The following is a 24278-nucleotide window of genomic DNA, read 5'->3' as shown; positions in this document are numbered from 1 at the left end:
TTCCTCCCCGCAAGGTGTGTGAAATGGTGGATGTAAAGGTCACTGCTGTGATAGCGGCTGGCGCCCGTTGGCACCGGTCAGCTGATAGATATGATGGGTAATCCGTGAGGTCTGTTCGGCCATGTCGCTATTGGCCGTGGACACGCTGGCCACCTCTTCGATATGGCGGGAAATATCGCGGGTCGCGGCACTTTGCTGCTCAAAGGCCACCACCACCGTATGAATCTGATCAGCAATGCTGTCGCTTTGCTCACGGATACGCAGCAGGGCCGACTCGGCCTCAGTGGCCGACAGGACACAGCTGTCGCCACTGGCCAGTACCTGCTGCATCTGCTCGCGCACCCGCAGCATCTGCGTCTGGACCTGATCAATGCTGCTGGTGATGTGATTGGCACATTCGTGGCTACGTTGCGCCAGGTGCCGTACCTCATCGGCGACGACCGCGAAGCCCCGGCCCATTTCCCCGGCCCGGGCGGCTTCGATGGCGGCATTGAGCGCCAGCAGGTTGGTCTGGGCGGCAATATCACGAATGGCCGCTGACAGCTCAGCCACAGTCGCCGTCTGCTGCTCCAGACTGCCCACTTCACCGGCGGCCTGACGGGCCAGCGTGGCCACCTGCTCCACCGCCTGCCGCGAAGCACCCAGCGCATTCATACCGGCCGCGGTCAGGCTGCGGGAGGCTTCGGACGCATCACGGGTATGACTGATACGCTGATTGATGTCATCGATGCTATGGCTGATTTGCGTCACCGCCGCCGCACTGGAAGAAGTCGCCTGCGACTGACGCTGGGTGTTGTCGGCCAGCTGACTGGCGGCGCGGGACAGCTCCTGGGTGGAATAGCTGATCTCCGCCACGCGATCAAGGGCCTCCTGCTGTCGCCGCTGCATCTCGCGCATGGCACTGGCCAGTGGCTGGGCCAGCGGTTGCAGTACTCCCGGTAACAGCGGAGTCACCCCGTCCTGCCGGGGTGCGGCGTCACTGGCCATCCGCTCGGCCCAGTGCTGCAACTGTCGAAGATCACGCCACAGGCTGCACAGCCCGGCTGACAACAGTGTGACGGCCAGCACGATCAGCAGCAGACCGGGCTCTGTCAGCCTCATCAGAATAAGACCGATACCGGTCACCAACAGCAGGATGACAAACGACAGTCCCATCCTGCTCCCCTTGCTCAGGCAGCTGTGGTGCAATGGCGCCCCTCCCTCAGAAGCTATGTTCGGCCAGAGCCATTCTGGCCCGATAACCCTTTCACAATCAGCTAAGCGTCAGCAAAGTCCGTACCACGCAACCAGCCCGCCGCTCCCCGAGGAAAACTGCCTGAAAGCCACCTCAGCAGGACCAGCACCGGGGGTTTAGGGTGAGATTCAGATCCTTTTCTGCGCCGTAACAGACAGTGCTGCGCACCAATACCGCGCACCTGAGAATGTGCCCAGTAGCTCGTGAATTGGCCCCAGGACAGGCCATTAAGGGCCGGTGTTCTGATCGCAGAGCCGCAAATTCACCCCCCATGACGTCAGGCCTTCCCGCATAGGTGGACGAACATCGCCCCTCTTCCTAAGCTTGCTAGAAGCTACCCTTGAGAGGAGAACAGCCATGCTGGCTGCGCTTGTCAGACTGGCCGGGGGGATGCTGATCGCAGCCACCCTGCAGATCAGCCAGGCCGCGCCGACCCATACGCTGGTGGTTATCCCCAAACTGGTGGGCATCAGCTATTACGATGCGGTAAAACAGGGCATCGACAAGGCCGCCGCCGAACTGCCGGACCTGCAGGTGATCTGGGCTGGCCCCACGCTGGATCGGGTAGAGAAGCAGATCGAGCTGATCGAGCACTATATTCCCAGTCACCCCGACGTCATTGCCGTGGCCGCCAACGATCCGGTTGCTATCGTGCCGGTACTGCAACAGGCGCAGGCCGCTGGCATTCATGTGATGAGCTGGGACGGTGATACCGACTTGCGCGAATTTTTCGTCAATCTGGTCGACTATCAGTCCTTCGGCACCGCCCTGGTCGATGCGCTGGTGGAGCAGATGGGCCATAGCGGCGAGGTGGCCATTATCACCACGACTTTCTACGCCCCCAACCAGTCCAACTGGATTGCCGCCATCAAGAGCCACCTCTACGCCCACAACCCCGGCCTGAAAATTGTTGATATCCGCCCGGCCGGGGAAAGCTCGGAAGAGTCTTATCGCGTCACCCGTGATCTGCTCAGTACCTACCCCCAGCTGAAAGGGCTGATCGCGCTCGGCGCACCCAATCTGCCCGGAGCCGCCCGGGCGCTGGAAGAAACAGGACTGGCGGGAAAAGTCACTCTGGTCGGCAACTCCACCCCTAATCAGATGCGTCCCTATCTCAAGCGCGGAGTAGTGCACAAGGTGTTGCTGTGGAATGCGCCCGATCACGGCTACCTCACCGTCTACAGCGCCTACAACCTGCTGCAGGGCAAGCTGCACGCCGGTCAGCCTTTTGCCGCCGGGCACCTTGGCCTGCTGACCCCGCGCGGCGATGACACCAGCATGCAGGTGCATCTGCCGGTGCTGGTATTTACCCGGGACAATGTCGATCTGTATGACTTCTGATGCAGTGAAGCAACGACCGTCTGCTGGGTGGTTCTGACAATGAAGATCATGACCCGTCTGAGTATGCTGTCGCTGGCGATGGTGCTGTTGATGACCACCGCCGTGGTGATTGTCGGCAGCACCATGATCGACCGGCTAGTGCTGCACTTTCAGCAACAGCTGCAGATGCTGGAGCTGCAGAATGCCAGTCAGGCCATCCTGCAGGATCTCAACCGCTCCGGCCTGCGCGCCGCAGTAAGGCAGGCTCAACAGCAACAAAGCCGGTTGCAGGCGCTGGAGCACTTCAGCACGGCGCAGCTGTTTATCGTCGACGGTGTCGGTCAGCGTGTGGTCTACCACCCTGTGCTGGAAAGCGGTGCGGCCCTGGAATCCGCGCCGGTCAATACCATGTTTAATCAGCATCATGGCGTCTGGGTACACGCCTCGTCACTGCAAAATGATCAGGATCATGACGAGCAGTTCACCGCCTTTCAGCGCATCCCCACCCTCAACTGGCTGATTGGTATTTCCATCGACATGGCCGAACTGCGACAGGTGAAAAACACCTTTCTGCAGTTGGTCGGGCTGATCACCTTCGCCGTGCTGATTTCCAGCTTCATTGTCTTTCAGGTGTTTGGCCGCCAGTATCTGGGGCGAATCAGGCAGACGCTGGAGGGCATGCAGCAGATCGAGGCCGGCACCCTGTTTCAGCTGAGCAGTGCCAGCAATCAGGATGAGCTGGGCCTGCTGCAACAGGGCATCAATCAGATGAGTGACCGCATTCAGCAGCGCACCCGTGCACTGCAGGCCACCGCTGCGGCCCTGCGCGATCGCGAGGAGCGGCTGCGCTGGATCATCGACAGCAACATCATCGGTATCTTTTTCTGGGAGACTGATGGCAGCATCACCGATGCCAACGATAACTTTCTCACGACGATCGGCTATAGCCGTGCTGAGCTGCTGGATCATCAGCTCAACTGGATAAACCTGACGCCGGAGGAGTGTGGCAGTGTGGATCAGCAAGCGCAGGAAGAGTTCCAGCGTCATGGCTACTGCCAGCCCTACCGCAAGCTGTTCTACCACCGCAATGGCAAGACGATCCCGGTGCTGATCGGTGGCGCCTTTCTGCACAACACCCACCACCGCGGCTGGGCCTTTGTGGTGAACCTCTCAGCACAACAACGGGCCGATGAGGAGTCCCGGGCACGTCGGCAGGCAGAAGCAGCCAACGAAGCCAAGAGCCGTTTTCTTGCCAACATGAATCATGAACTGCGCACGCCGCTGAACGCCATTCTGGGCTATGCGCAGATTCTGAAAAGCAGCACCTCCGTCGAGCAACTCAATCAGGGGCTGGATAACATCCTGTTCAGTGGCGAATATCTGCTGACACTGATCAACGACGCACTGGATCTGTCCAAGGCCGAAGCGGGCAAACTCAACCTGATGCCCCGCACCATCAACTTGCCGCAGTTGCTGGGCAAGATAACCGAACTGATCCGGGTACGCATTGAACACAAGGATATCGATCTGCAGTGCGTGGTCGGGGATATTCCCAACCATGTGATGGTGGATGATATTCGCCTGCAGCAGGTGCTGCTCAACCTGCTCGGCAATGCCATCAAATTCACTGACCGCGGGTACGTCTGCCTGCGCGTCAGCCGCAGCCGCCCCGACCACGTACGTTTTGAAGTGGCCGACTCCGGCATCGGCATTGCTGCAGAACATCTGCCGTTGCTGTTCAACGACTTCGAGCAGGTTGGCGACCAGCAGCAACGAGGCGGCACCGGCCTCGGTCTGGCTATCAGCCGCCAGCTGGTGCAATTGATGGGAGGGGATATCGAGGTGCAGAGTCAGGCTGGTCAGGGCAGTCTGTTCAGCTTTGAGCTACTGCTGCCCGACGTGCGCGCCACCGAAGTGCCTGCCATCAGTCAACAGACGGTGGTCGGCTATCTAGGTCAGCGGCGGCATATTTTGGTGGTGGATGATGTGGTGACCAATCGTGCCATCCTCACCCATATGCTGCACGCCATCGGCTTTACCACCAGTCAGGCAGCCGATGGTCTGGAAGCCATTCACAGGGCGGAACAGCGCCGCCCCGATGCCATCCTGATGGACATCAGCATGCCGGTGCTGAACGGTCTGGAAGCGACCCAGCGTCTGCGTCTGCATCCGACCCTGTCGGCGGTGCCGGTGTTGATTGTCTCTGCCCATTCAGAAGAAGAGGCCAGCTGTCTGGCGGCCGGTGCGGTGCGTCTGCTGGCCAAGCCGATCCGCCAGCGCACTCTGTGTCAGGCACTCGGCGAGGTGCTGCAACTGCAGTGGATTTATCAGGATAAACCCGCCGCCGTCGCCATCGGGGTGCCAGAGCAGAACCAGCCTGCGCCACCACCAGAACACACGGCCTAGCTCCCCGTACCCATGCGATACGCGGCTCAGCCTGAGTGCTTCAGGAATACGACTGCGCGTTAAAGCATCAGGCTCATCAGCAGGGCATCTTCCACTCCGTCACCTTCCTCCGCCGGGTAATACCCCTTGCGGCGGCCATCGAGCACAAAACCCAGTGACTCGTAGAGAGAGATCGCGGCGTGATTGCCAGCCCGCACGTCCAGCAACAGACGCACGACACCCTGTTGCCGTAGCTGTTCTATCCCCTGCCGCAGTAACAGACGCGCCAGTCCGCGTCGCTGCCACTGCGGATAAATGGCGATGGTCTGCAGTTCGGCTTCATCCAGCACCTGAGAAAACAGCGCATGGCCGGCCAGCTGCTGGTCGACCTCAATGCCCAGCAGGCAGTACCCGCAGTTGAGGCTATCGGCAAAGGCGGCGGCAGACCAGGGATGGCGAAACGTCTGCGCCGCACCGGCAGCTACCTGTGGCAGAGCACTGGAGTCCAGCGCCCGGATAACGATAGACATGGTGATTGATCTGACGTCAGTGAGGGGTAGTGAGTACGTTCCGGGAAGCGAGATGCTGGCGCAACGCCTGCACGTGCTGCCAGGTTTCCGCCTTGAGCGAAGGAATATTGAGCAGGGCATGCAGCCCGTGGCTGACTGCCACCGCCTCCCACCCTTCGGCAGCATGCAGCTGACGCCAGTCACACTCCTCAGGGTCCAGTTGCAGACAGTGGCGGATCGCCTGCTCGCCCAGCACCAGCAGTGCCGGTTGCTGTTCAGGTCGCAGTTTATCCAGCCAGCGTTGCAGCGTGAGCTGTGCCACCGCTGCAGACTGATCCACCCCGCGGGTACGGATCATCGGCCAGCGGAAGTAACTGATCTTGCCAAGCGTTTCGCGACGGCCCGACACCGCCGTCAGCAGATTCACCAGCAGTGTCAGATGCTGCTCACCCAGTGCGCGCATCTTCAGCGGCAGCTCGGTCAGCACCACCCCGGCGGAGAACACCATGCAGGCCAGATGAAACTCCGGCACTTCGCCGGGTTCCGCACTGGCAGCCGTACGTTCGCGCACCGGGCTGGCAGGCACGGGCTGCGGTGCAGTAGTGACAGGAGGCGGTGTGGCCACCGCAGGCGCCAGCTCGGCACGTACAGACTCGCTGTGCACCACCACAGCCGGAGCGGGCGCACGCTCGCCTATCGCTGCCACGCCGGGCACGGCTGCCGGTGGCTGGGCCACCACCTCTGCTGTCGATGCCTTGGAACCGTCCCAGTCCCACTCGAAATAGAGCGAAGGCGCAGCGCCGGGCAGCACCGTACGCGGTACCCAACTCTCAATGCCCATCACCTCCAGATACGCCTGGCGCTGGCTTTCATCGATTGTAGGTTGCGGACGCATGGGGGCGGTCGTTGCCGTTTCCACTGTTGGCCTCTCTTCCATCTCTTGGGGCTGCTGTTCTGCTGAGCACTGGCAGAACGTGCTCAGCAGAGGTGAACACGTTCTTAATTCATGACGCGCTACGCGCCCCTCACACCTGAGGGTGCGCTTTCTCGCGATTGGACAGCATGATGTTCAGCGCATTGATATAGGCCCGGGCCGAGGCAATAACGATGTCGGTATCGGCACCGTTACCGTTGATGATGCGACCGCCTTTCTCCAGACGGACTGTCACTTCACCCTGCGAGTCAGTGCCGGAGGTGATGGCATTGACGGAGTAAAGTTCCAGCGTGGCGCCTGACTCGGCAATCTTCTCGATGGCCTTGAACGTGGCATCCACCGGGCCGGAACCTTCGGCCGTGCTCTTCACTTCCTCGCCACTGGCGGTCATCAGGGCGACGGTGGCCACAGGTACTTCCCCTGTCTGCGAGGTGACGCTCATATAGGTCAGGCGGAAGGCTTCGTCCATGTCTTCAGCTGCGCGCTGCTCGCTGACCAGCGCCTGCAAGTCTTCGTCGAAAATATCGTGTTTCTTGTCAGCCAGCTCCTTGAAGCGGCGGAAGGCTTCATTCAGCTCGGCATCGGTCGCGAAGCTGATGCCCAGCTCCTCAAGGCGTGAGCGGAAGGCATTGCGGCCGGAGTGCTTGCCCAGCACCATGCGGTTGGTGTGCCAGCCGACGCTCTGGGCCGTCATGATTTCATAGGTTTCACGGTGTTTGAGCACGCCATCCTGATGAATGCCGGACTCATGGGCAAAGGCATTGGCACCCACAATGGCCTTGTTGGGCTGCACCGGGAAACCGGTAATGGTGGAAACCAGACGTGAAGCAGGGACGATCTGCTCGGTGACAATGCCCGTGGTCAGCTGCATGGCATCGTGACGGGTGCGCAGCGCCATGACGAATTCTTCCAGCGCCGCATTACCGGCCCGCTCGCCCAGACCATTGATGGTGCATTCCACCTGACGGGCGCCGTTGGCCACCGCAGAGATGGAGTTGGAGACGGCCAGACCCAGATCATTGTGACAGTGCACAGAGATGATGGCCTGATCACTGTTGGGCACATTTTCAACCAGGCGGCGAATGGTATGGCCAAACTCTTCCGGCAGGGCATAGCCCACGGTATCAGGGATATTGATGGTGCGGGCACCTGCGGCAATGGCCGCCTCGACGATCCGGCACATGAAATCAAACTCGGTACGGCTGGCGTCCTCCAGCGAGAACTCCACATCGTCCATCAGGTTGCGCGCACGGCGGATGGCACGTACGGCGTTTTCCACCACCTGATCCGGTTCCATCTTCAGCTTGTACTTCATGTGGATGGGCGAGGTGGCGATAAAGGTGTGAATACGTCCGGCACTGGCGCCACGCAGGGCCTCACCGGCACGGTCAATGTCGGCATCCAGAGCACGGGCCAGCGAGCAGACCCGGCTTTCCCTGACCGCATCGGCCACGGCTTTCACGGCTTCAAAATCGCCCACGCTGGCCATGGCAAAGCCCGCTTCGATCACGTCCACCTGCATCTTTTCCAGCTGCTTGGCGATACGGACCTTCTCATCACGGGTCATGGAGGCACCCGGGCTCTGCTCCCCATCACGCAGGGTGGTATCGAAAATAATTACGCGGTTGGAATCGGTCATCACGGTATCTCCACCAGTACATGCAGGGCTGTCAGGCGCGGGCCATGCGTGCAGTCTTATTGTCTGTATGAGCGTGTTTATGCAGCTGTTGCCACCACTCCCGCAAGGGGCTGCCATTATGCCTCAAACCGCAGGCAGATGCTGGCTTTAACGCCGGCGGAGGCTACTCCGGCTCACTGACCACCAGCGGCTGCCCGGGCAGAATCTCATGGCACGGCAGTTGCGGCCGGGTTAGCGGATTCTGGGTGCAGTGACGCGCCTCGGCCCGGTCGATCAGGCGCCACAGCAGGTGTTCATCACGCCCCGGCGGAATACCCAGACGCACACTCTGCAACAGTGCAACCGGCGTATACCCCACATCCTCCACCCGCAGCCGCTGCGGATGCTGAGCCTGCTGATCCCACTCCCTGACGGTCAGCCCCAGTGATTTGCATACCAGCGTCTGACCACTGCACAAGCGGGTCAGGGGGCGCGGCAGCCCCTTGCTGTCCGGGTTGAGCTGCTGCATCTGCTGCAGACTGCTGGCCGGGCTCAGGCTGTCACTCCACGGCAGTGCTGACTTGATCAGCACACCGTTGCCCTCCCCTTCGGCACTGAAGTTGAGTGAGTCTTTCCCGCGGGCGTAATAGAGATAGAGCGTGCCCGGCGCCATAAACAGCGCCTTGCGCTTTTCGGTATAGCCGAGTGAAGCATGGCTGCCACGGTCACGGCGGTCATAGGCTTCGGTCTCGATAATGCGCGCTGCTAACCATTGATCACCGACACGGTGGCGAATGATTTTGCCGATCAGCGCACGCGCCAGCAGGAGCGGGGGTTGGGCGAAAAAGGAGGCTGGGAGTATCATCGGTCACAGGTAACAAGAGACAGGGAAAAGAAAATGCACAGGTTCGACAAACCGGTTAACCGCCAGGGTACTTTCAGTTCCAAATGGGACAAATACCACGGCAGTGATGTATTACCGATGTGGGTCGCCGATACCGATTTTGTGGTGCCAGGCGCCATTATCGATGCCCTCAAGCAACGTGTCGACCACGGTGTTTTTGGCTATACCCAACCACCCACGACCCTGACCACACTGATCGTCGAGCGCATGCAGCGTCTGTATGACTGGCAGATCGACCCGGCATGGATCGTCTATCTGCCCGGGCTGGTACCGGGGCTGCATCTGGCCTGCCGCAGTCTGGTCGTACCGGGTGGGCATGTCCTCAGCCCCAGCCCGATCTATCCTCCTTTCGTCACCGCCCCGCTGCTGTCGGAACGCCAGCTGACCAAGGTCCCCATGCAGCTGCAGGAGCAACGTTGGGTACTGGACTTTGCCCGGCTGGAAACCGAGCTGCAGCAAGCCGGCCCCGGTGCGCTGCTGCTGTTCTGCAACCCGCACAACCCCGGCGGCACGGTGTATACCCATGAGGAACTGCTGCAGCTGGGCGATATCTGTGAGAGCTACGACGGCTACATCTGCAGCGATGAAATCCACTGTGATCTGCTGCTGGAACCCGGCCTACAGCACATACCGCTGGCCAGTCTGAATGACACCATCGCCAGACGCACCATTACCCTGATGGCCCCCAGCAAGAGCTTCAATATCGCCGGTCTCGGCTGCTCCTTTGCCATCATCAGCGATGATGCCCTGCGGCAGAAATTTAACCGCGCCCGCAAAGGCATCGTCCCCGATGTCAGCCTGCTGGCCTACACCGCGGCCGAAGCGGCCTATCAGGACGGTGATGACTGGCTGCACAGCCAGCTGGGCTACCTGCGCAAGAACCGCGACTATTGTGTCGAGCGCATCAACGCTATCCCCGGCCTGACACTGCAGCCCATCGAAGCCACCTACCTGGCCTGGATCGATGCCAGTGGTCTCGGGGTCGAAAACCCACAACAGTTCTTTGAACAGCACGGCGTGGGCATGTCACCCGGTGCCGACTTCGGCAACAAGCAGTTTGTCCGCCTCAACTTTGGCTGCACCATGCATGTCCTCAAACAGGCACTGGATCGCATCGAACAGGCGGTTAGCCAGCGTTAAGCGCCCACTTAGCGATAGGGTGGTCAGCAGGTGGCTTGATAACGCGACCTGCTGGCCGCAAGCACAGACTGTCGTGGCCACACACGTTTCCCGTTTCAGTTAAGGACAACATGTATGAAGTATCGCCTGCCTGCTATCGCCTCCCTGCTCTGCTCGTTACTGTGCGGAACCGTCAGCACCACGGTGCAGGCCGAGGGTAACCCTGTCTACGCGGCCAGCATGGTCAAGCGCGGTGCGCTGGTGGTGGATGTGCGCAGTGCCGAAGAATACGCTCAGGGCCATGTGCCACAGGCCAGCCATATTCCCTACGAAGAGGTCGTCGCCCGCTTTGCCGAACAGGGCATCAGCAAAGAGCAGACCGTGGTGCTTTACTGTGCATCAGGTCGTCGTGCAGAGATTGCCCGTCAGGCACTGGAACAGGCGGGCTATCAGCATGTCATAAACGGTGGTGGGTTCCGTGAACTGCGCCCACGCATTCCCAATCGCTGACATCATTGCCGCTCGCTATCCAACGGTAGCAGGCGCTCTGAGAGGAAGGTACAGACGTGACCAGAACAACAACGGCAGTGGTGTTCGCCAGCCTGCTGACGGGGCTGTGGATAACCACCCCGGTGCTAGCCTCGACCGCCACTGGGGATAACAGCGCCATGGCGGGCAACCGCCTGACCGGCCTGCAGCTGGCCAGCAGTGACAGCGCCAAAAGCAAGTATGACCACGACCGTGCCAAACGTGAGCACCGTCGCTGTCTGGTGATTCTCGAAGGCAGCACGGAGGCCAGCGTGATCGCCAGTTATCAGGATCTGGTAGAGCAGATGCAGCAACAGGGCATCGATGCTGACAGCAGTGGCAAATACTACTGCGCCAGTGATGACTACGCCGGGGACGTCGCCAGAGATCTGGCCAACGCCGACTACATCCATATTGATTACGGTGGTAACTATCAGACACTGCATCAGCAGTCAGATAGCAGCGAGCCCTGATTCCGCTTGCGCCGGGCACACTGATTCAGAACTCGCGCTGCTCCAGCTCCTTGCTGCGCAGCAGTTTGACACTGCGCAGAATGTGTTCAGCTCTGGCTCGCCCGGCACGGTTGTACAGGTAACCATTGAGGCCATGGGGAAACGGCGGATGGTCATCATCGCCTTCCTCCAGCGCCACACAACGCACCCGAATCTGCTCCAGCTCCGGGTCATAGTGAATGGGATAGCCGAGGAACAGCTCCCACTCTTCCCGCCGGGTGTAGCCATCCACCACCCCCTGCAGTAACGCTTCCACCTTCGCCCGCGAGGGGCGGTAAGAAGGCACGCCCATATGGGTGAAGACCCACAGACACAGCAGGATCACGATCAGGGTCAGACCAAACATAGCAATAAATGGCATAGTGCTGCTCGCTCCCGCTGCCCGGCTCAGGTGGTCCAGCGTTGTGCCTGCAGATGGCTGACCGCACGCTGAATAGGCTCCTGCAGCTCAGCTTCCATCTCATCCATGGCCTTCCAGTGCACCCGGCGCTTTTTCAGCTCCAGCCGCTTGAACGCCTCCTTGCGTGGAATATGTTCCGTGCGCTGCCACACCGTCTCCAGTACCTGCAGATCAGGGTGCTGCAGCAATTCAGGGAAGGTATTGTCGAGCAGCCCCTTGAGTCGCAAGCAGCCTTCTGTCAGCTCACATTGTCCGTCACGCATCGCCGAGGTGATCACCCGCACGCTCTCGATAACATAGGCGCGCTGTTCTTCCACCTGCTTCAGCAGCGCCTGTTCAGCTTCCTTCTGTGCCGCCACCCGCTGGCGGTCATCACGCCAGAGTTTGAGCACCACCGGCAGCAGTACCACGATCAGTACCAGCCCCAGCACGGTCAGAATTGTCGTTAACGTCATACTTACCTCAATGCTCCGTTCACGCCTGCTGCGCCAGCAGCCACTGCCGACTGGCTTCGGCATCGTCCTGATGGGTGCCACGACGCCCCGCCAGATAGTGCACGTTGAATACATAGAAATAATGCGCCAGCACTTCTGCTGCGGGCTCACCGGCCAGCTTGAGCAATTCGACGCCCACTTCCGCAGTACACAGATGGCTTTCCTCTGCGGCTTCTCGCAGGCCATAACCGGAGCTGCGCTCGGGAGTAAAACTGATCAGCGGCAACGACTGCAGCCACTTGCTGTGACGAAACATTCGTCGCGCCTGACGCCAGGTGCCATCCAGCAGAATGAATACCGGTGTTTTTCCCGTCTGACGCTGGAACGGCAGCAGTCGCGCCTGATCCTCAGGTTCGTCAGCAGGAAACACCAGATAAGGTTGATAACGCTCATCCGCCAGACGTTCAAGCAACGCGGCCGGCGGATCAATACGGCTCCACTCGAATACTTCAGTGGTGGGCAGGACGTCAGCAATCAGTCGCCCGGTATTGGAAGGTTTGAACAGCTCATCATGATGCATGATCAGCCAGAACTCGCAGTCAGCCGCCGCAGTGGCTTTATATGCACAAATACAGCCTTGCTCTGGCAACTGGCACGCCTGACAGCGGCGCACATTGGCACCACGGGCATTGAAAGGCTTACGGGGCACATCGGCAGGCACCGATGCCGCGGGATGGTATTTGAGCATGATGGATAAGGTCGTCGGCAAACAAAGCCGCCTATGATAGTCGTGGCCGCTGACGGGGGCAATTTGCGCCCCGGTCAGCGTCCCTGCGCCACGCTTATTCCGCCACGAGCACGTCCTGAGTCGCCCGTTGTGCCCTGGCAATGGCAGCCTCGACCGCCCCTCGCGCCTGCGGGCTGTTTTTCCAGCAGGAGCTGCCCAGCATTGAAGCAACCTGCTCCAGTATCTGCCGGCTGTCACATCCGGCCAGCTGAGCCAGCGACTCTATTCCCAGCGCTTCAAAGCGCTGTATCACCGTGCCACCGACACCCTTGACCGCCAGCAGTACCTGCCGTTCTTCTGCACTGAAAGGCATTTCCCTCTCCTCGTAAGCGTCTGCTGCAACCTAGCCCAGACAAGCCCTGATATCTTCTGCCAGCTTTTGCGCCTGCGGTTCATCCAGTGTTGCAATGGTCAGACGTAACCCTGCAACGATTTCATCCAGACAGAACGGCTCGCTGTTACGCACCAGCCAGCCCCGACGTGCCAGGGCATGAGCCAGCGGTTGTGCCTCTTGCTGCAAGGGTAACCACAGGTTCAGACCATCACAGCTGGCTGGCACCTGCAACCCGTGCTGCTGCAATGCCTGACGCAGCCACTGCTGCCTTTGCCCGTAATCGGCTTTTGCCTTGCTGATCTGCGGTTCAAACAACGGTGAGGTCAGACTGGCCAGCACCACATCCTGCAACAGGTGGCTGACCCAGTTGGTGCCACTGACCAGCCGCAGACGCAGTCTTCGCGAGGTCTGGGCATCGCTGCACACCAGCGCCAGCCGCATGTCCGGCCCCAGCACCTTGGACACCGAGCGAATCAGAGCCCAGCGCTCTGCCGAAGCTGGAATGACCGAGTGATAAGGCTGGTTGGATAACAGCGCAAAATGATCATCGACGATGATCAGGACATGGGGATACTGCGCCAGCAAAGCCTGCAACTGTGCCGCCCGCCCGGCACTGAGGCTGCAACCTGTCGGATTATGTGCCCGTGGCGTCAGCACCACCGCCTGCACGCCCGCTTCCAGCGCGGCAGCCAGCCCCGCAGGGCACATCCCTTCACTGTCGACAGCTACCCCCACGGGTAGCAGCCCCACGACCCGCAACGTATTGATACTGCTGAGAAAACAGGGGCTTTCCACTACAACTCTGTCACCGCCAACCAGCTCCGCCGCCAGCAGTCGCTCGACCGCATCGACCGCCCCGTGAGTCAGATTGATCTCGCCTGCGGTCGGACAATCCGGCTCCATCCAGCGGCGACCGTACGCCTCCAGCTCGGCATTCACTGTAGGTTCACCGTACAGCCGGGGGCGGTATGGTCGCTGCGCCAGAGCGGCGGCCACATCCGGTAACCACTGGGGGTTGGGGTTGCCGCTGGCAACATCAATCAGTGGCGAGCCCTGCACCCCGCCCTCGCGCTCTACCATGTTTTCCGTCTGCCGAATCAGCGTCCCCAGCCGCCCCTGACTGACGGCAATACCCGCCGCTACCAGACGCTTATAAGCGGCAGCGACCGTATTGCGGTTGACCTCAAGCGCAACAGCCAGATCGCGAACGGGAGGGAGTGCGTCGCCCGGCTGTAAAGCCTTTGAACGCGTCATGAGCCGAATGCAGTCAAAGATTTCGGCAGCGGTTTTTCCAACTATTTTCATTTTGTCCTATGACAATATATACTTCGCACTGTGACAAAACGCAGCATAGTGCGTTTACCTCTATCACGCCACTCCACAGCAAAGGGACTGAACGGTGAGTGAATCAAATGTCGCTGAAGTTCTGGATACGCAGCCGCAGCATGACTTGCATGGTCGCTATCCCAAGGCCCAGAGCGTTGCAGACTTCCAGCGCAATCTGGCTACCGTGCAACAACGTATCGCCGGCGCCTGTGCCCGGGTCGGCCGTTCGCCGCAGGAAGTCAGGCTGCTGCCTGTCAGCAAGACCATGGACGAAGCCAGTATACGCCTCGCCTATGCCGCAGGATGTCGGCAATTAGGGGAGAACAAACCGCAGGAAGCCCACCGCAAATGGCAGAACCTCAGTGATTTGACCGACGTTCAGTGGTCCGTCATTGGCCACCTGCAAACCAATAAAGCCAAGCTGGTTGCCCGCTTTGCCAGTGAGTTCCAGGCCCTCGACAGCCTGCGTCTGGCCGAAGCGCTGGACCGCCGCCTGCAGCTCGAAGGCCGCCAGCTGGATGTGTTCGTGCAGGTCAACACCTCAGGCGAGGCCAGTAAATATGGCCTGCCGCCGGAGGCAGTGGCGGACTTCATTCAGGCTCTCCCCCAGTTCCCTACCCTGAAGGTGAGGGGGCTGATGACCCTGGCCCTGCTTTCGGCCGAAGGTGAGCGCGTCAGGACCTGCTTCCGCTTGTTGCGTACCCTGCGTGACCAGCTGCAAGCAGATACCCCGCCCGGTGTGAGCCTGAACGAGCTGTCCATGGGGATGTCCGGCGACTTTGAAATCGCCATTGAAGAAGGAGCCACCGTAGTACGGGTAGGTCAGGCCATTTTCGGTGCCCGCGCGCTGCCAGACAGCTACTACTGGCCGGGAGGTGAGTAGTAGCTCATCCCAGCCTTAGAACATAGCCATGATCCGCTGGCTTTAAATCGTTACACCAACTGAGCACATAACTAAAACGAACGATTCAACTCTCCGTATCGCCGTCTTATTCAGGAGCAAGACAGCCGCTACGACGGAGTTGACCACCGCGCTTTGCCCGTCAACGCGCGTCACTTACAGCTAACAGGATGAACAACATGGAACAGTTCAGCATTTCTCAGGAAGATGCCGTTCAAAAGATGCTGCAGAAATTGACTACCCTCTGGCGCACCCGTGCCGCGGTCAATCAGGATATTCCGGTCTATGCCGAGCTGGCATTCGATGCCAGCAAGCGAGATTTTAGTGAATCCCTGCTACCCTTCCGTGATCATGACGCCTGGCTTCAAGCTCCTGAAGCCATTAAGTCTGCGTGCCTGTCCTATGCCTGGGGCATCTATAACCTCAAGACCATCTACATCGAATGTGATGTGGTGACGCCGGCCTGCGAAGACATCATCAAGACGCCACCATCCAGCAACAACCGTGCCCTGCTGCAGGACGTCATGTCTGAGGCACTGCTGGATGAAGCGTTGCACACCCGCATGTCAGTCATGGCCTGCAATTACATCTATGACCACCGCCAGCTGGTACCGCTGGATTTCACCGACTTCAATCTGGTGCAGTGGCGGCGCCAGCAACTGGCCTCCTGCGGCGCCGAATGGGAACGTCGCCTGACCCGTTTTGCCATCGCCTGCGCCAGTGAAACGCTGATCACTGACTATCTGAAAACCATGGCGGAAGATACCTCCATCCAGCCTATCTGCCATGAGGTCACCCGTACCCATGCGGTGGATGAGTGGAGCCACTCCAGCGTCTTCAGCTTCTCGGCGATGGACATTATTCGCAGCCTGAGCGAGAAGGAGCGAGAGTACTTCCGCCGTACTGTGCGCAAGACCGTAGAGATGTTCGCCAATAATGAGCTGGGCGCCTGGCAGGCGGCATTTAACCTGATAGGTATGCCGCACGGTGAGGATATTCTCCACGACACCGGCGACAGCAATGAGGTTGGCGTGTATACCGACTCGGTTGAACGCCTGATTGACCGCATCGGCCTGTCCGGTGCCGCCAGCACCCTGTCGCTCCCCAGCCATACCCCGGCTGCGGGCCGACATGGCAAGGGGATGACGCTGTGATGCCTACCGTTCAAGCACGTTGCGAAAGCTCATCCCTGAAAACCGACGATGTCAGGCTGTTCAGGCTGAAGCTGGAAAACTCACCCGTGCGGCAGACGATATCGGCAGGTCAGCACGTCACCCTCGTCTACCCAGATCTGCAGGGCCGCCCGCAGCGGCGCCTGTATTCTGTGGTCCGTACCACAGGTGCCGACACGATCGAGATTGCCGTCCAGCGGACAGGCAAACAGGGCTTGTCCGACAGTCTGCATGCCACCCTCAGGGCTGGGTCTGTGCTGGCGGTGGAAGGGGTCAGTGGCAACATCACCGTCGACCGCATCAAGGATGCACGGCAGGTACTGATGGTGGCCGCCGGAATCGGTATTACGCTGCCAATGGCCCTGCTCAATGCTCTGGCTGAACGTGACGATGCCGGTCTGCCCGTCCCTGCCATCAGGCTGATACTGTGCGCACCCTATGTGGTGAGCATTCCCTTCCTGCATGAATTGCTGCAGCTGAGCCTGACTCGCCGCTGGTTTCACTTCGATGTCTACATCACCCGCGAGCTGATCCTCAGCCACAGTCAGTTTCACTCTGGCCGGCCAACCGCAGCAGCGTTCGAGCTGGAACAGACACCCGAGACGGTGATCGCCTGCGGCGGCTTTGCCTTTGCCCACGCCATCCGTGAGCACATCAGCCAGCGTTATCCCGACAGCCAGCTACTGCTGGAAGCCTTTACTGCACCGACGCGCGATGAACCGTCCGCGCAGAGTGCTAATAAGGACAGCGAGGACAGCGGGATCACCCTGCAACTGACCCGCTCCGAGCGGCATGTCAGCGCCGACCCCAGCCTATCGTTACTCGACAACCTGCAACTCCACGGCATCCCGATCAAAAGCCAGTGCCGCTCCGGGATCTGTGGCAGCTGCCGGGTCCACGTCAGCGGCGAGGTGCATCGCGAGCCGGATTTCTGTCTGGACGAGAAGGATAAAGCACAGGGGTACGCTCTGGCCTGCTGCACCTTCCCGCGCGCCGGACACATCATCGTTGATCCGGGTATCAGCCATTAATCTGCCATGCCACGGTCAGTCGCCGTGGCCCACTACAGCCATACATTAGGGATTGATCTATGAAGACTGTCGTTGCTTTGCGCCATCTGCAGTTTGAAGACCTCGGCACACTGGAACCCCTGCTGCAGGAGCTGGGTTATCAGGTGACCTATGTGGACGCCACCCAGGCCAATCTGGCCCGTCTGGATGCCATCGGCCCCGATCTGCTGGTCATCCTCGGTGGGCCGATTGGTGCCTTTGACGATGATACCTACCCCTTCATTGCCGAGGAGGCGGCACTGGTCAAGACCCGTCTGCAAAGCCGCCGGCCACTGCTGGGCATCTGTCTGGGTGCACAACTGATCGCACGGGTACTGGGCGCGACGGTCTCACCCATGGGTTACAAGGAAATCGGCTTTGCTCCACTCAGCCTCACGACAGCCGGTCTCAACAGCCCGCTGGCAGCGCTGGGCGACATCCCGGTATTGCACTGGCATGGCGATCAGTTTGAGATTCCGCAGGGGGCGACGCGTCTGGCAGGTACCGAGCGCTGTCCCAATCAGGCCTTTGCCTACGGTCGCAACGTGCTGGGTTTGCAGTTCCATCTGGAAGCCGATCCCGGCCGCATCGAACAGTGGCTGGTCGGTCATGCCAACGAAATCGGTCAGGTGGGTCTTGACCCACGCCAGCTGCGAGCCCAGGCACACCAGTTGCAGGGCGCTCTGGAGCGGGTGGCGCGAGAAGCCATGTCCACCTGGCTGGAGCACACCGTTATTGATGCTCCCGAAGCGGTGCTGTGATGGCGATTTATCCGCACCCGGCTGGCTCCGCCAGCAGGGACGCAAAACCGCTGCCGCTGGATGTGGTGTCGGTGCAGTCGCAGGTGGTCTATGGGCGCGTTGGCAACAACGTCGCCCTGCCCACCCTGCACAGCCACGGGCTGAACGCGACCAGTGTGCCGACAGTGCTGTTCAGCAACACCCCACACTACCCCAGCGTGCATGGCGGAACCGTTGCCACTGACTGGTTCAACGGCTTCTTGCGCGACCTGATCGCCCGCGATGCCCTCTCTCAGCTGCAGGCAGTGCTCTGTGGCTATCTGGGCAGCCCGGCTCAGGCTACCTTGCTGGCCCGCTGGCTGGCCGATGTCCGTCTGCTGCGACCTCAGGCTCTGGTCATCATCGATCCGGTGCTGGGTGATCACGACTGCGGCAATTACGTTGCCCCAGGCATGGTCGACGCCTACCGCCAGCACTTGCTGCAACAGGCCACCGGGCTCACCCCCAACGGCTATGAACTGGCCTGTCTGACCGGGCTGCCCACCGCCAGCTGGTCGCAGGTACAAACGGCCGCAAGGCAGCTGCTGCAGCTCAGTGGTGCACAGTGGGTGGTGGTGACCAGTGCGGCTCCCGAGGAGTGGCAACCCGGCGAAATGTGGGTGGCCATTGTCACCCCGGATTACGCCGAGGTGATCCGCCACCCGCGTCTCGACTGCTATCCCAAAGGCACAGGTGATCTGTTCTGCGCCAGCCTAACGGCGCGTCTGCTGCATCAGGTGCCACTGCACGAAGCCGTCAGCCGGGCCTGCGATATCGTGCTTGGCGCCCTGCAACTGACCGCCAGCCAGCAGTCTGCCGAATTACTTCTTCCCACCTACCCGTTATCAGGATGACAACATGAGCGTCTACCGCCTGGTGATTCACCGTCATGGCAAACTGCTGGGTCACTTCGAGTCCGGCACCCCCTGGGCAGAACAGGCCGTCATGGAAGTGGCTGCACTGTTCCCCGACACGGCCGGATATCAGCTCAGCGCGCAGAAATCCATCGAGGAACGCAGGCTGCTGGCCAGTGGCCCGGAAGGCGTGCAGATAATCCATGCCGAACATACCTTTACCCCGCTGGAGCTTGCTGCAGGGTCACCGACATGAGCCACTCCCATCTGATGCCCGCCTATGCACGGCAGGCAGTTACCTTCTCCCACGGCGAGGGCGCCTGGCTATGGGATGAACAGGGCAAGCGCTATCTCGATGCAGTGGCAGGCATTGCCGTCACCAATCTGGGCCACAGTCACCCTGCGATTACGGCCGCTATCAGCGAACAGGCCGGACAGTTGCTGCACTGTTCCAACCTCTATGGTATCCGCTGGCAGGAACGGCTGGGCGAGCGGCTGTGTCAGCTCGCCGGCATGGACAGCGTGTTCTTCTGCAACTCAGGTTCGGAAGCCAATGAAACGGCGCTGAAACTGGCCCGCCTGCACGCCACCCGCAAGCAGGTCAGAGCACCGCAGATTCTGGTCATGGAGAACAGTTTCCATGGCCGCACTCTGGCCACTCTCGCCGCCACCGGCAACCCTGCCGTACATCATGGCTTCTTCCCGCTGATGCCGGGTTTTATCCGTGTGCCCTATGACGATATCAGGGCCGTGCAGGCGGCAGCGCAGGAGCATCCCGGCATTGTTGCTGTGCTGGTCGAGCCGGTACAGGGGGAAGGCGGTGTGCGGGTGGCAGGCAGTGACTATCTGCAGGCACTGCGAACCCTCGCCGATCAACAGGACTGGCTGCTGATGATCGATGAAGTGCAGACCGGTATGGGCCGTACTGGCCGATGGTTTGGCTTTCAGCACGCGGGCATTCAGCCCGACGTTATCACCCTGGCCAAGGGCCTGGGCAATGGCTTTCCCATCGGCGCCTGTCTGGCCAGTGGCAAGGCGCATGGCCTGATGATGCCTGGCCACCACGGTTCCACCTTCGGTGGTAATCCCCTGGCCTGCCGGGTGGGATGTAAAGTGGTGGAGCTGATGGAACAGGACTGTATCATCCCTCAGGCGGAGCACAGTGGTCAGTGGCTGCTCGACACCCTGCAGGAGGTACTGGCGGAGCTGCCCGGCGTGGTCGCGGTCAGAGGCCACGGGCTGCTGGTCGGCATTGAGCTGGACCGGCCCTGCAAAGAGCTGGTCGCCCGCGCACTCGATGATGAGCAACTGCTGATTTCGGTCACTCGTGACAAGGTGATCCGCCTGTTGCCCGCGCTCAACTGCACCGCCACTGAACTGGACGAGATCGCCCTGCGGGTCATTCGTCTGGTACAGGGCTGGTCACAGCGGCAGTATGGCCTGATTGGCTCCATCGCCGAGGATGCCTGCTTGGCCTGAGCAACCCGAGAATCTGTCGGACGGGGCCACAACAGTGAGGGCAGTCCGGCAGATACCCGGGGACGAATGAGCCATCAAGGCTGCCCGCACCCGCAGAGCATCGTGATATTCGGCTAGTCGCTTGCGCTATTCAAACTCAGGCACCAGTGCCAGCAGGTCGGTAATGCCAACATCAATTCCGACCTGACTGAGCAGCGTAGAAACCTGACCTCGGTGATGAGTCTGGTGATTGTAGAAATGCTGGACCAGATAGCCGAACTGCTTTTCAAACAGCTGTTGCTTACTGTTGCGGTAACGCAATGGCGCCAGATAGTGGCTGTCATCCGCTTCCTGACTGAAGGCAACGATCAGGTTATCCAGCATACGCCGTGCGCCATAGAGCTCTTCAAGAGTATCGTACAGTGCTGCATCCAGACTGCCGGGCGTCGGTATATCCAGCACGGGCTGCAGTGACTCCAGGGTTTGGCCATGTTTGGCAAAGCGCTGCAGCCACAGGGTGTCACCGACCAGAATATGATTGAGGGTGCCGAGGATAGAACCAAAGAAAGCACCGCGATCCAGCATCAGCGAATAGTTGTCGAGCTGCGCAGCGGCCTCATACAGCTGATCGTTCATCCACTGGTTGTAGTGAGCCATCAGTTCAAAGTGATGTTTGAGAGACATCGGGCTGTTCCTTGCCGGTAGGATATGTCAGTGGAGTCTAGCAGTCTGCAAGGGTTAACGCAGTGCAGAGGTGCCAGCAAAGACGCGTGCTTTAGCCGCGCGCCAGTACCAGCCCCTGTGGAATCAGCAGGTCGAACACCTCCTGCTCCAGCCCCTGCAGCTGACCAAGATTGATCATGGCCAGCGCCGACAGGCAGATAAACTCCTCCTCACTGTCCCCTGCCCGCCCCAGTGCCCAGTGATGGTGTACGGCCAGTTGCCCCATCACACCGGCGTTAAACATCGCCGCATCAGCACTGAAAATACCCAGCAGCGCCCAGCACATCGCCAGCAGGCCGCGATAGCAGAACAGATACTGACGATCAGCCCGGCTACTGCCGATGACCTGCCGGAGCAGATGACAACTCTGGCTACCCTGGCCGTCCAGCCACAGCAGCAACGCACGTAGTATTGCCTGCGCCAGCCTGTTGAGGCGAACCTGCCCGGCCTGCTCCTGCTGCAAACAGATTACCTGTCTGGCCAGGCTCATATCTCCGGCCGCCAGAGCACAGACAACCAGCCGCAGGCCATCGCAGGGTACCACCGGGTGCGCCTGTTCTGATGCCTGACGCAGCAGCTGCAAACCGTAATGACAGGCACGCAGCCAGTAACTGCGCGCCATATCCCAGTCACCGATCAGTGCATAACCGGTACCCAGCGCCTCGGCATCCAGCGAGGTGGCCAGCAGCATGGCATGACCGTCCTGCAAAGCAGCCCGATGCACTGTCAGCTTATGCTGGGCATCTCGCATCCAGCGGGTGACCTGACTCAGGGTCGGCGATAACCGCTGCCCGGCACCTGCCTCGGCATGACCTTGTACCGCTGCTTCGTCGGGCAACCAGCAACGCAACAAGGCGGAAAGGGAGGAAGGGTCATCGGTCATGTAATCGGTATCCTGCGGCAAGCGCTGTGGTGGGGTGTCACAGAGCATTAACAATACAGTCACATTGGTAACGCTGAACCGCATGCAGTTCCAGCTCAGCTGGGGATCAGTCTCTTTCCAGATAGTTGATGACAACGAAGAGCAGATACCACCCCGTTGCCATACTGATTCGACAGACGACCTGCTCACATCAGTGTAAGCAGGCTGCAGAGGTAAGCCGTTGTTAACCGCTCGCGGATCAGGTCACCTTGGTACGCACCTGATACTCGCTGCTCTGCCACTCGCCCCGGGCCATGATGTCAGCCAGCACTTCCACCGCATCCCAGATATCCACGTAACGTAGATACAGCGGGGTAAAGCCGAAACGCAGAATGTCCGGTGCGCGGAAGTCACCAATCACCCCACGGGCAATCAGCGCCTGCATGATGGCGTAGCCCTGCTCATGGCGCAGCGATACCTGGCTGCCACGCTGGGCAGAATCCTTGCTGGAAACCAGAGTGAACCCCAGACCCTGCAGGCGCTGCTCGACCAGCGCGATAAACAGCTCACCCATCTTCACCGACTTGGCACGCACCTTGGTCATATCTGCTGCCACCATCAGATCAACACCGACCTCCAGTACCGAAGCACCAATCACGCTGGTGGTACCGCACAGGGTACGCTCGATGCCGGGCGCAGGCTCGTAGTCATCACGCATGGCGAACGGATTGGCATGGCCGAACCAGCCACTCAGGGGCTGTTGCAGGGTGGCCTGATGACGGCGGGCGACAAACAGGAAGGCAGGCGCACCGGGGCCACCATTGAGGTACTTGTAGCCGCAGCCGATAGCAAAGTCAGCGCCGACGCCGTTCAGATCCACCGGCACGGCACCGGTACTGTGGCTCAGATCCCACAGAATCAGCGCGCCTTTTTCATGGGCACGGGCAGTGAGCGCCGCCATATCGAACATGCTGCCGCTCTTGTAGTGCACATGGGTCAGGACCACGACCGCCGTATCTTCATCAATGGCATCGAATAACTGCTCACGCTCGACGGTATGCAGCTGCACCCGGCCATCACTGAACTGCTCCACCCCCTGCAGGACATACAGGTCGGTCGGGAAGTTGCCCGGCTCGGAAATGATCTTGCTGCGCCCCGGTTGCATCCGCACCGCAGCGGCGGCCAGCTTGAACAGGTTAACGGAAGTGGAATCACAGACGATGACTTCACCTTCATCAGCGCCCACCAGACGGGCAATCTTGTTACCCAGACGCTGAGGCAGGTCGATCCAGTGGTTGATGTTCCAGCTGCGAATCAGATCATTACCCCACTCACGCCCCACCACATCCTGCGCCCGGGCCAGCGCCTGTCTGGGCATCACACCCAGCGAATTACCGTTCATGTAGATCAGGTTGTCGGGCAGATGAAACTGCTCCCGGAATCCCGCCAGCTCATCTTCCTGATCCCAGCGTTGCAGCAGGTCGCGGTTCAGTTGCTCAGTCACGTTCAATACTCCTCAACAAGGCTCGGACCGGAGACGCATCCAGACCGCTCAGTTTTAACGGGGGGGCAATCAGCTCGTAGTGGCCTGCGGGCACATCGTCCAGCACCAGACCTTCCAGAATCGCCATGCCATAGCGCCGTACCGCGTGGTGCGCATCCAGCGTTTTTGACTGTTCAGGGTCAATGGAGGGGCTGTCGATACCAATCAGACGGGCGCCGCGCGAGGCCAGCAGCTCAATGGTGGCCGCGGCGATGGCAACAAAATCGGAGTGCCATTGCTGATGCGGGAACTGCGCGTAGGTACGCAGCAGTACGCGCTCAACCTTTGCAGGCAGCTGCGCCTCGATGTCAGCCGGTTCTACCAGCCCGCGGGCATGTCGCACATCCAGCAGCAGACAGGGGCCGATATAGGTATCCAGCGCCACCGCATCCATCGCCAGCCCCTGCGGATCATAGTGCAGAGGCGCATCGGCATGACTGCCACTATGAGTGGAAAAGGTCACCCTGGCGACATTGACCGGGCAACCACCTTCCAGCACCCAGGTGCGGTTGGCCTGATACGCCGTGTCTCCCGGCCACACCGGCAGATCTGAACGCAGCGCCTGGGAAATATCCCAAATTCGTGACATGGAA

26 protein-coding genes are annotated in these 24278 nt (G+C 60.3%); 12 read left to right on the top strand and 14 right to left on the bottom strand.

Annotated elements, in window-relative coordinates; all coding sequences use genetic code 11:
* Window positions 1–39: 39 nt before the first annotated feature.
* A complete protein-coding gene (locus tag WH50_RS14460; protein ID WP_110187945.1) occupies window positions 40–1155 on the bottom strand; it encodes a methyl-accepting chemotaxis protein in 1116 nt (371 codons plus the stop codon).
* Window positions 1156–1591: 436 nt separating this feature from the next.
* Between WH50_RS14460 and WH50_RS14455 the strand changes: the two genes are divergently transcribed.
* Window positions 1592–2575 (top strand): substrate-binding domain-containing protein, encoded by a 984-nt coding sequence (locus tag WH50_RS14455; RefSeq protein ID WP_110187944.1) that lies wholly within the window; start codon window positions 1592–1594, stop codon window positions 2573–2575.
* Window positions 2576–2623: 48 nt separating this feature from the next.
* A complete protein-coding gene (locus WH50_RS14450) occupies window positions 2624–4960 on the top strand; it encodes an ATP-binding protein (protein WP_165838434.1) in 2337 nt (778 codons plus the stop codon).
* Window positions 4961–5019: 59 nt separating this feature from the next.
* Here WH50_RS14450 and rimI read toward each other — a convergent pair whose 3' ends face one another.
* From rimI to WH50_RS14430, 4 genes are all read right to left on the bottom strand, one after another.
* On the bottom strand, window positions 5020–5469 hold the full coding sequence (gene rimI / locus WH50_RS14445; protein ID WP_110187942.1) for a ribosomal protein S18-alanine N-acetyltransferase: 450 nt from the start codon (window positions 5467–5469) through the stop codon (window positions 5020–5022).
* 16 nt (window positions 5470–5485) lie between these two features.
* A complete protein-coding gene (locus WH50_RS14440; protein WP_133251329.1) occupies window positions 5486–6385 on the bottom strand; it encodes a hypothetical protein in 900 nt (299 codons plus the stop codon).
* 88 nt (window positions 6386–6473) lie between these two features.
* Window positions 6474–8021, bottom strand: coding sequence for a 2-isopropylmalate synthase (locus tag WH50_RS14435; RefSeq protein WP_110187940.1), 1548 nt, complete (start codon window positions 8019–8021; stop codon window positions 6474–6476).
* Between the two features lie 163 nt (window positions 8022–8184).
* Window positions 8185–8865: a DNA-3-methyladenine glycosylase gene (locus WH50_RS14430; protein WP_110187939.1), complete on the bottom strand. Its 681-nt coding sequence runs from the start codon at window positions 8863–8865 to the stop codon at window positions 8185–8187.
* Window positions 8866–8898: 33 nt separating this feature from the next.
* Between WH50_RS14430 and WH50_RS14425 the strand changes: the two genes are divergently transcribed.
* The 3 genes from WH50_RS14425 (at window position 8899) to WH50_RS14415 (ending at window position 11024) form a co-directional block, all read left to right on the top strand.
* Entirely contained in the window at window positions 8899–10044 is a 1146-nt protein-coding gene (locus WH50_RS14425; protein WP_110187938.1) for a MalY/PatB family protein, read from the top strand.
* 114 nt (window positions 10045–10158) lie between these two features.
* Window positions 10159–10533: a rhodanese-like domain-containing protein gene (locus WH50_RS14420; protein WP_110187937.1), complete on the top strand. Its 375-nt coding sequence runs from the start codon at window positions 10159–10161 to the stop codon at window positions 10531–10533.
* A gap of 56 nt (window positions 10534–10589) precedes the next feature.
* On the top strand, window positions 10590–11024 hold the full coding sequence (locus WH50_RS14415; RefSeq protein WP_133251328.1) for a hypothetical protein: 435 nt from the start codon (window positions 10590–10592) through the stop codon (window positions 11022–11024).
* A 25-nt stretch (window positions 11025–11049) separates the two neighbouring features.
* Here the strand turns inward: WH50_RS14415 and WH50_RS14410 are convergent, their stop codons facing one another.
* The 5 genes from WH50_RS14410 to ptsJ all read right to left on the bottom strand — a co-directional run bounded on the left by WH50_RS14410 (window position 11050) and on the right by ptsJ (window position 14323).
* Window positions 11050–11424 carry a hypothetical protein gene (locus tag WH50_RS14410; RefSeq protein ID WP_104154442.1) on the bottom strand — a complete coding sequence of 125 codons (375 nt, stop codon included), beginning with the start codon at window positions 11422–11424 and terminating at the stop codon, window positions 11050–11052.
* Window positions 11425–11450: 26 nt separating this feature from the next.
* Window positions 11451–11918 carry a DUF2489 domain-containing protein gene (locus WH50_RS14405; protein ID WP_165838433.1) on the bottom strand — a complete coding sequence of 156 codons (468 nt, stop codon included), beginning with the start codon at window positions 11916–11918 and terminating at the stop codon, window positions 11451–11453.
* A gap of 19 nt (window positions 11919–11937) precedes the next feature.
* A complete protein-coding gene (locus WH50_RS14400) occupies window positions 11938–12666 on the bottom strand; it encodes a tRNA-uridine aminocarboxypropyltransferase (protein WP_243410122.1) in 729 nt (242 codons plus the stop codon).
* Window positions 12667–12739: 73 nt separating this feature from the next.
* The gene (locus tag WH50_RS14395) at window positions 12740–12997 is read right to left on the bottom strand and encodes a helix-hairpin-helix domain-containing protein (RefSeq protein ID WP_110187934.1); all 258 of its coding nucleotides are present in this window, start codon (window positions 12995–12997) and stop codon (window positions 12740–12742) included.
* Between the two features lie 30 nt (window positions 12998–13027).
* Window positions 13028–14323: a MocR-like B6 salvage transcription factor PtsJ gene (gene ptsJ, locus WH50_RS14390; protein WP_110187933.1), complete on the bottom strand. Its 1296-nt coding sequence runs from the start codon at window positions 14321–14323 to the stop codon at window positions 13028–13030.
* A gap of 94 nt (window positions 14324–14417) precedes the next feature.
* On the opposite strand from ptsJ, the gene WH50_RS14385 reads away from it, so the two are divergent.
* The 7 genes from WH50_RS14385 to WH50_RS14355 all read left to right on the top strand — a co-directional run bounded on the left by WH50_RS14385 (window position 14418) and on the right by WH50_RS14355 (window position 20578).
* Window positions 14418–15227, top strand: a complete 810-nt coding sequence (locus tag WH50_RS14385) for a YggS family pyridoxal phosphate-dependent enzyme (protein WP_110187932.1) — start codon at window positions 14418–14420, stop codon at window positions 15225–15227.
* A gap of 197 nt (window positions 15228–15424) precedes the next feature.
* Window positions 15425–16399: an AurF N-oxygenase family protein gene (locus WH50_RS14380; protein WP_110187931.1), complete on the top strand. Its 975-nt coding sequence runs from the start codon at window positions 15425–15427 to the stop codon at window positions 16397–16399.
* Entirely contained in the window at window positions 16399–17448 is a 1050-nt protein-coding gene (locus WH50_RS14375; RefSeq protein WP_110187930.1) for a 2Fe-2S iron-sulfur cluster-binding protein, read from the top strand. The genes WH50_RS14380 and WH50_RS14375 overlap by 1 nt, the downstream gene beginning before the upstream one ends.
* Window positions 17449–17507: 59 nt before the next feature.
* Window positions 17508–18227 (top strand): glutamine amidotransferase, encoded by a 720-nt coding sequence (locus WH50_RS14370; RefSeq protein WP_110187929.1) that lies wholly within the window; start codon window positions 17508–17510, stop codon window positions 18225–18227.
* Window positions 18227–19099, top strand: coding sequence for a pyridoxine/pyridoxal/pyridoxamine kinase (pdxK, locus tag WH50_RS14365; protein WP_110187928.1), 873 nt, complete (start codon window positions 18227–18229; stop codon window positions 19097–19099). Before WH50_RS14370 ends, pdxK begins: the two co-directional genes overlap by 1 nt.
* A gap of 4 nt (window positions 19100–19103) precedes the next feature.
* The gene (locus WH50_RS14360) at window positions 19104–19355 is read left to right on the top strand and encodes a cytoplasmic protein (protein ID WP_110187927.1); all 252 of its coding nucleotides are present in this window, start codon (window positions 19104–19106) and stop codon (window positions 19353–19355) included.
* Window positions 19352–20578, top strand: a complete 1227-nt coding sequence (locus tag WH50_RS14355; protein WP_110187926.1) for an aspartate aminotransferase family protein — start codon at window positions 19352–19354, stop codon at window positions 20576–20578. The genes WH50_RS14360 and WH50_RS14355 overlap by 4 nt, the downstream gene beginning before the upstream one ends.
* Window positions 20579–20704: 126 nt before the next feature.
* On the opposite strand, the gene WH50_RS14350 is transcribed toward WH50_RS14355, so the two are convergent.
* The 4 genes from WH50_RS14350 to kynB form a co-directional block, all read right to left on the bottom strand.
* Window positions 20705–21241, bottom strand: coding sequence for a DinB family protein (locus WH50_RS14350; protein WP_110187925.1), 537 nt, complete (start codon window positions 21239–21241; stop codon window positions 20705–20707).
* 91 nt (window positions 21242–21332) lie between these two features.
* Entirely contained in the window at window positions 21333–22247 is a 915-nt protein-coding gene (locus WH50_RS14345; RefSeq protein ID WP_110187924.1) for a hypothetical protein, read from the bottom strand.
* 154 nt (window positions 22248–22401) lie between these two features.
* Entirely contained in the window at window positions 22402–23646 is a 1245-nt protein-coding gene (gene kynU, locus WH50_RS14340; RefSeq protein ID WP_243410119.1) for a kynureninase, read from the bottom strand.
* Window positions 23639–24274, bottom strand: coding sequence for an arylformamidase (gene kynB / locus WH50_RS14335; RefSeq protein WP_110187923.1), 636 nt, complete (start codon window positions 24272–24274; stop codon window positions 23639–23641). Before kynB ends, kynU begins: the two co-directional genes overlap by 8 nt.
* Window positions 24275–24278: the final 4 nt, after the last annotated feature.

The sequence above is a fragment of the Pokkaliibacter plantistimulans genome (assembly GCF_003194385.1).
GTDB classification, from domain to species: domain Bacteria; phylum Pseudomonadota; class Gammaproteobacteria; order Pseudomonadales; family Balneatricaceae; genus Pokkaliibacter; species Pokkaliibacter plantistimulans.
Note: the sequence above shows the minus strand (reverse complement) of the source record. Positions and strands in the feature narration are given on the sequence as shown.

Excerpts from the sequence above, each read along its gene's own strand:
- WH50_RS14345 (WP_110187924.1), bottom strand. The coding sequence starts at position 22,247 with ATGCGGTTCAGCGTTACCAATGTGACTGTATTGTTAATGCTCTGTGAC.
- pdxK (WP_110187928.1), top strand. The coding sequence starts at position 18,227 with ATGGCGATTTATCCGCACCCGGCTGGCTCCGCCAGCAGGGACGCAAAA.
- WH50_RS14395 (WP_110187934.1), bottom strand. The coding sequence starts at position 12,997 with ATGCCTTTCAGTGCAGAAGAACGGCAGGTACTGCTGGCGGTCAAGGGT.
- WH50_RS14435 (WP_110187940.1), bottom strand. The coding sequence starts at position 8,021 with ATGACCGATTCCAACCGCGTAATTATTTTCGATACCACCCTGCGTGAT.
- WH50_RS14420 (WP_110187937.1), top strand. The coding sequence starts at position 10,159 with ATGAAGTATCGCCTGCCTGCTATCGCCTCCCTGCTCTGCTCGTTACTG.
- WH50_RS14425 (WP_110187938.1), top strand. The coding sequence starts at position 8,899 with ATGCACAGGTTCGACAAACCGGTTAACCGCCAGGGTACTTTCAGTTCC.
- WH50_RS14410 (WP_104154442.1), bottom strand. The coding sequence starts at position 11,424 with ATGCCATTTATTGCTATGTTTGGTCTGACCCTGATCGTGATCCTGCTG.
- WH50_RS14405 (WP_165838433.1), bottom strand. The coding sequence starts at position 11,918 with ATGACGTTAACGACAATTCTGACCGTGCTGGGGCTGGTACTGATCGTG.
- WH50_RS14460 (WP_110187945.1), bottom strand. The coding sequence starts at position 1,155 with ATGGGACTGTCGTTTGTCATCCTGCTGTTGGTGACCGGTATCGGTCTT.
- WH50_RS14380 (WP_110187931.1), top strand. The coding sequence starts at position 15,425 with ATGGAACAGTTCAGCATTTCTCAGGAAGATGCCGTTCAAAAGATGCTG.
- WH50_RS14455 (WP_110187944.1), top strand. The coding sequence starts at position 1,592 with ATGCTGGCTGCGCTTGTCAGACTGGCCGGGGGGATGCTGATCGCAGCC.
- WH50_RS14355 (WP_110187926.1), top strand. The coding sequence starts at position 19,352 with ATGAGCCACTCCCATCTGATGCCCGCCTATGCACGGCAGGCAGTTACC.
- WH50_RS14440 (WP_133251329.1), bottom strand. The coding sequence starts at position 6,385 with ATGGAAGAGAGGCCAACAGTGGAAACGGCAACGACCGCCCCCATGCGT.
- kynB (WP_110187923.1), bottom strand. The coding sequence starts at position 24,274 with ATGTCACGAATTTGGGATATTTCCCAGGCGCTGCGTTCAGATCTGCCG.
- rimI (WP_110187942.1), bottom strand. The coding sequence starts at position 5,469 with ATGTCTATCGTTATCCGGGCGCTGGACTCCAGTGCTCTGCCACAGGTA.
- WH50_RS14360 (WP_110187927.1), top strand. The coding sequence starts at position 19,104 with ATGAGCGTCTACCGCCTGGTGATTCACCGTCATGGCAAACTGCTGGGT.
- WH50_RS14350 (WP_110187925.1), bottom strand. The coding sequence starts at position 21,241 with ATGTCTCTCAAACATCACTTTGAACTGATGGCTCACTACAACCAGTGG.
- ptsJ (WP_110187933.1), bottom strand. The coding sequence starts at position 14,323 with ATGAAAATAGTTGGAAAAACCGCTGCCGAAATCTTTGACTGCATTCGG.
- WH50_RS14430 (WP_110187939.1), bottom strand. The coding sequence starts at position 8,865 with ATGATACTCCCAGCCTCCTTTTTCGCCCAACCCCCGCTCCTGCTGGCG.
- WH50_RS14450 (WP_165838434.1), top strand. The coding sequence starts at position 2,624 with ATGACCCGTCTGAGTATGCTGTCGCTGGCGATGGTGCTGTTGATGACC.
- WH50_RS14375 (WP_110187930.1), top strand. The coding sequence starts at position 16,399 with ATGCCTACCGTTCAAGCACGTTGCGAAAGCTCATCCCTGAAAACCGAC.
- WH50_RS14370 (WP_110187929.1), top strand. The coding sequence starts at position 17,508 with ATGAAGACTGTCGTTGCTTTGCGCCATCTGCAGTTTGAAGACCTCGGC.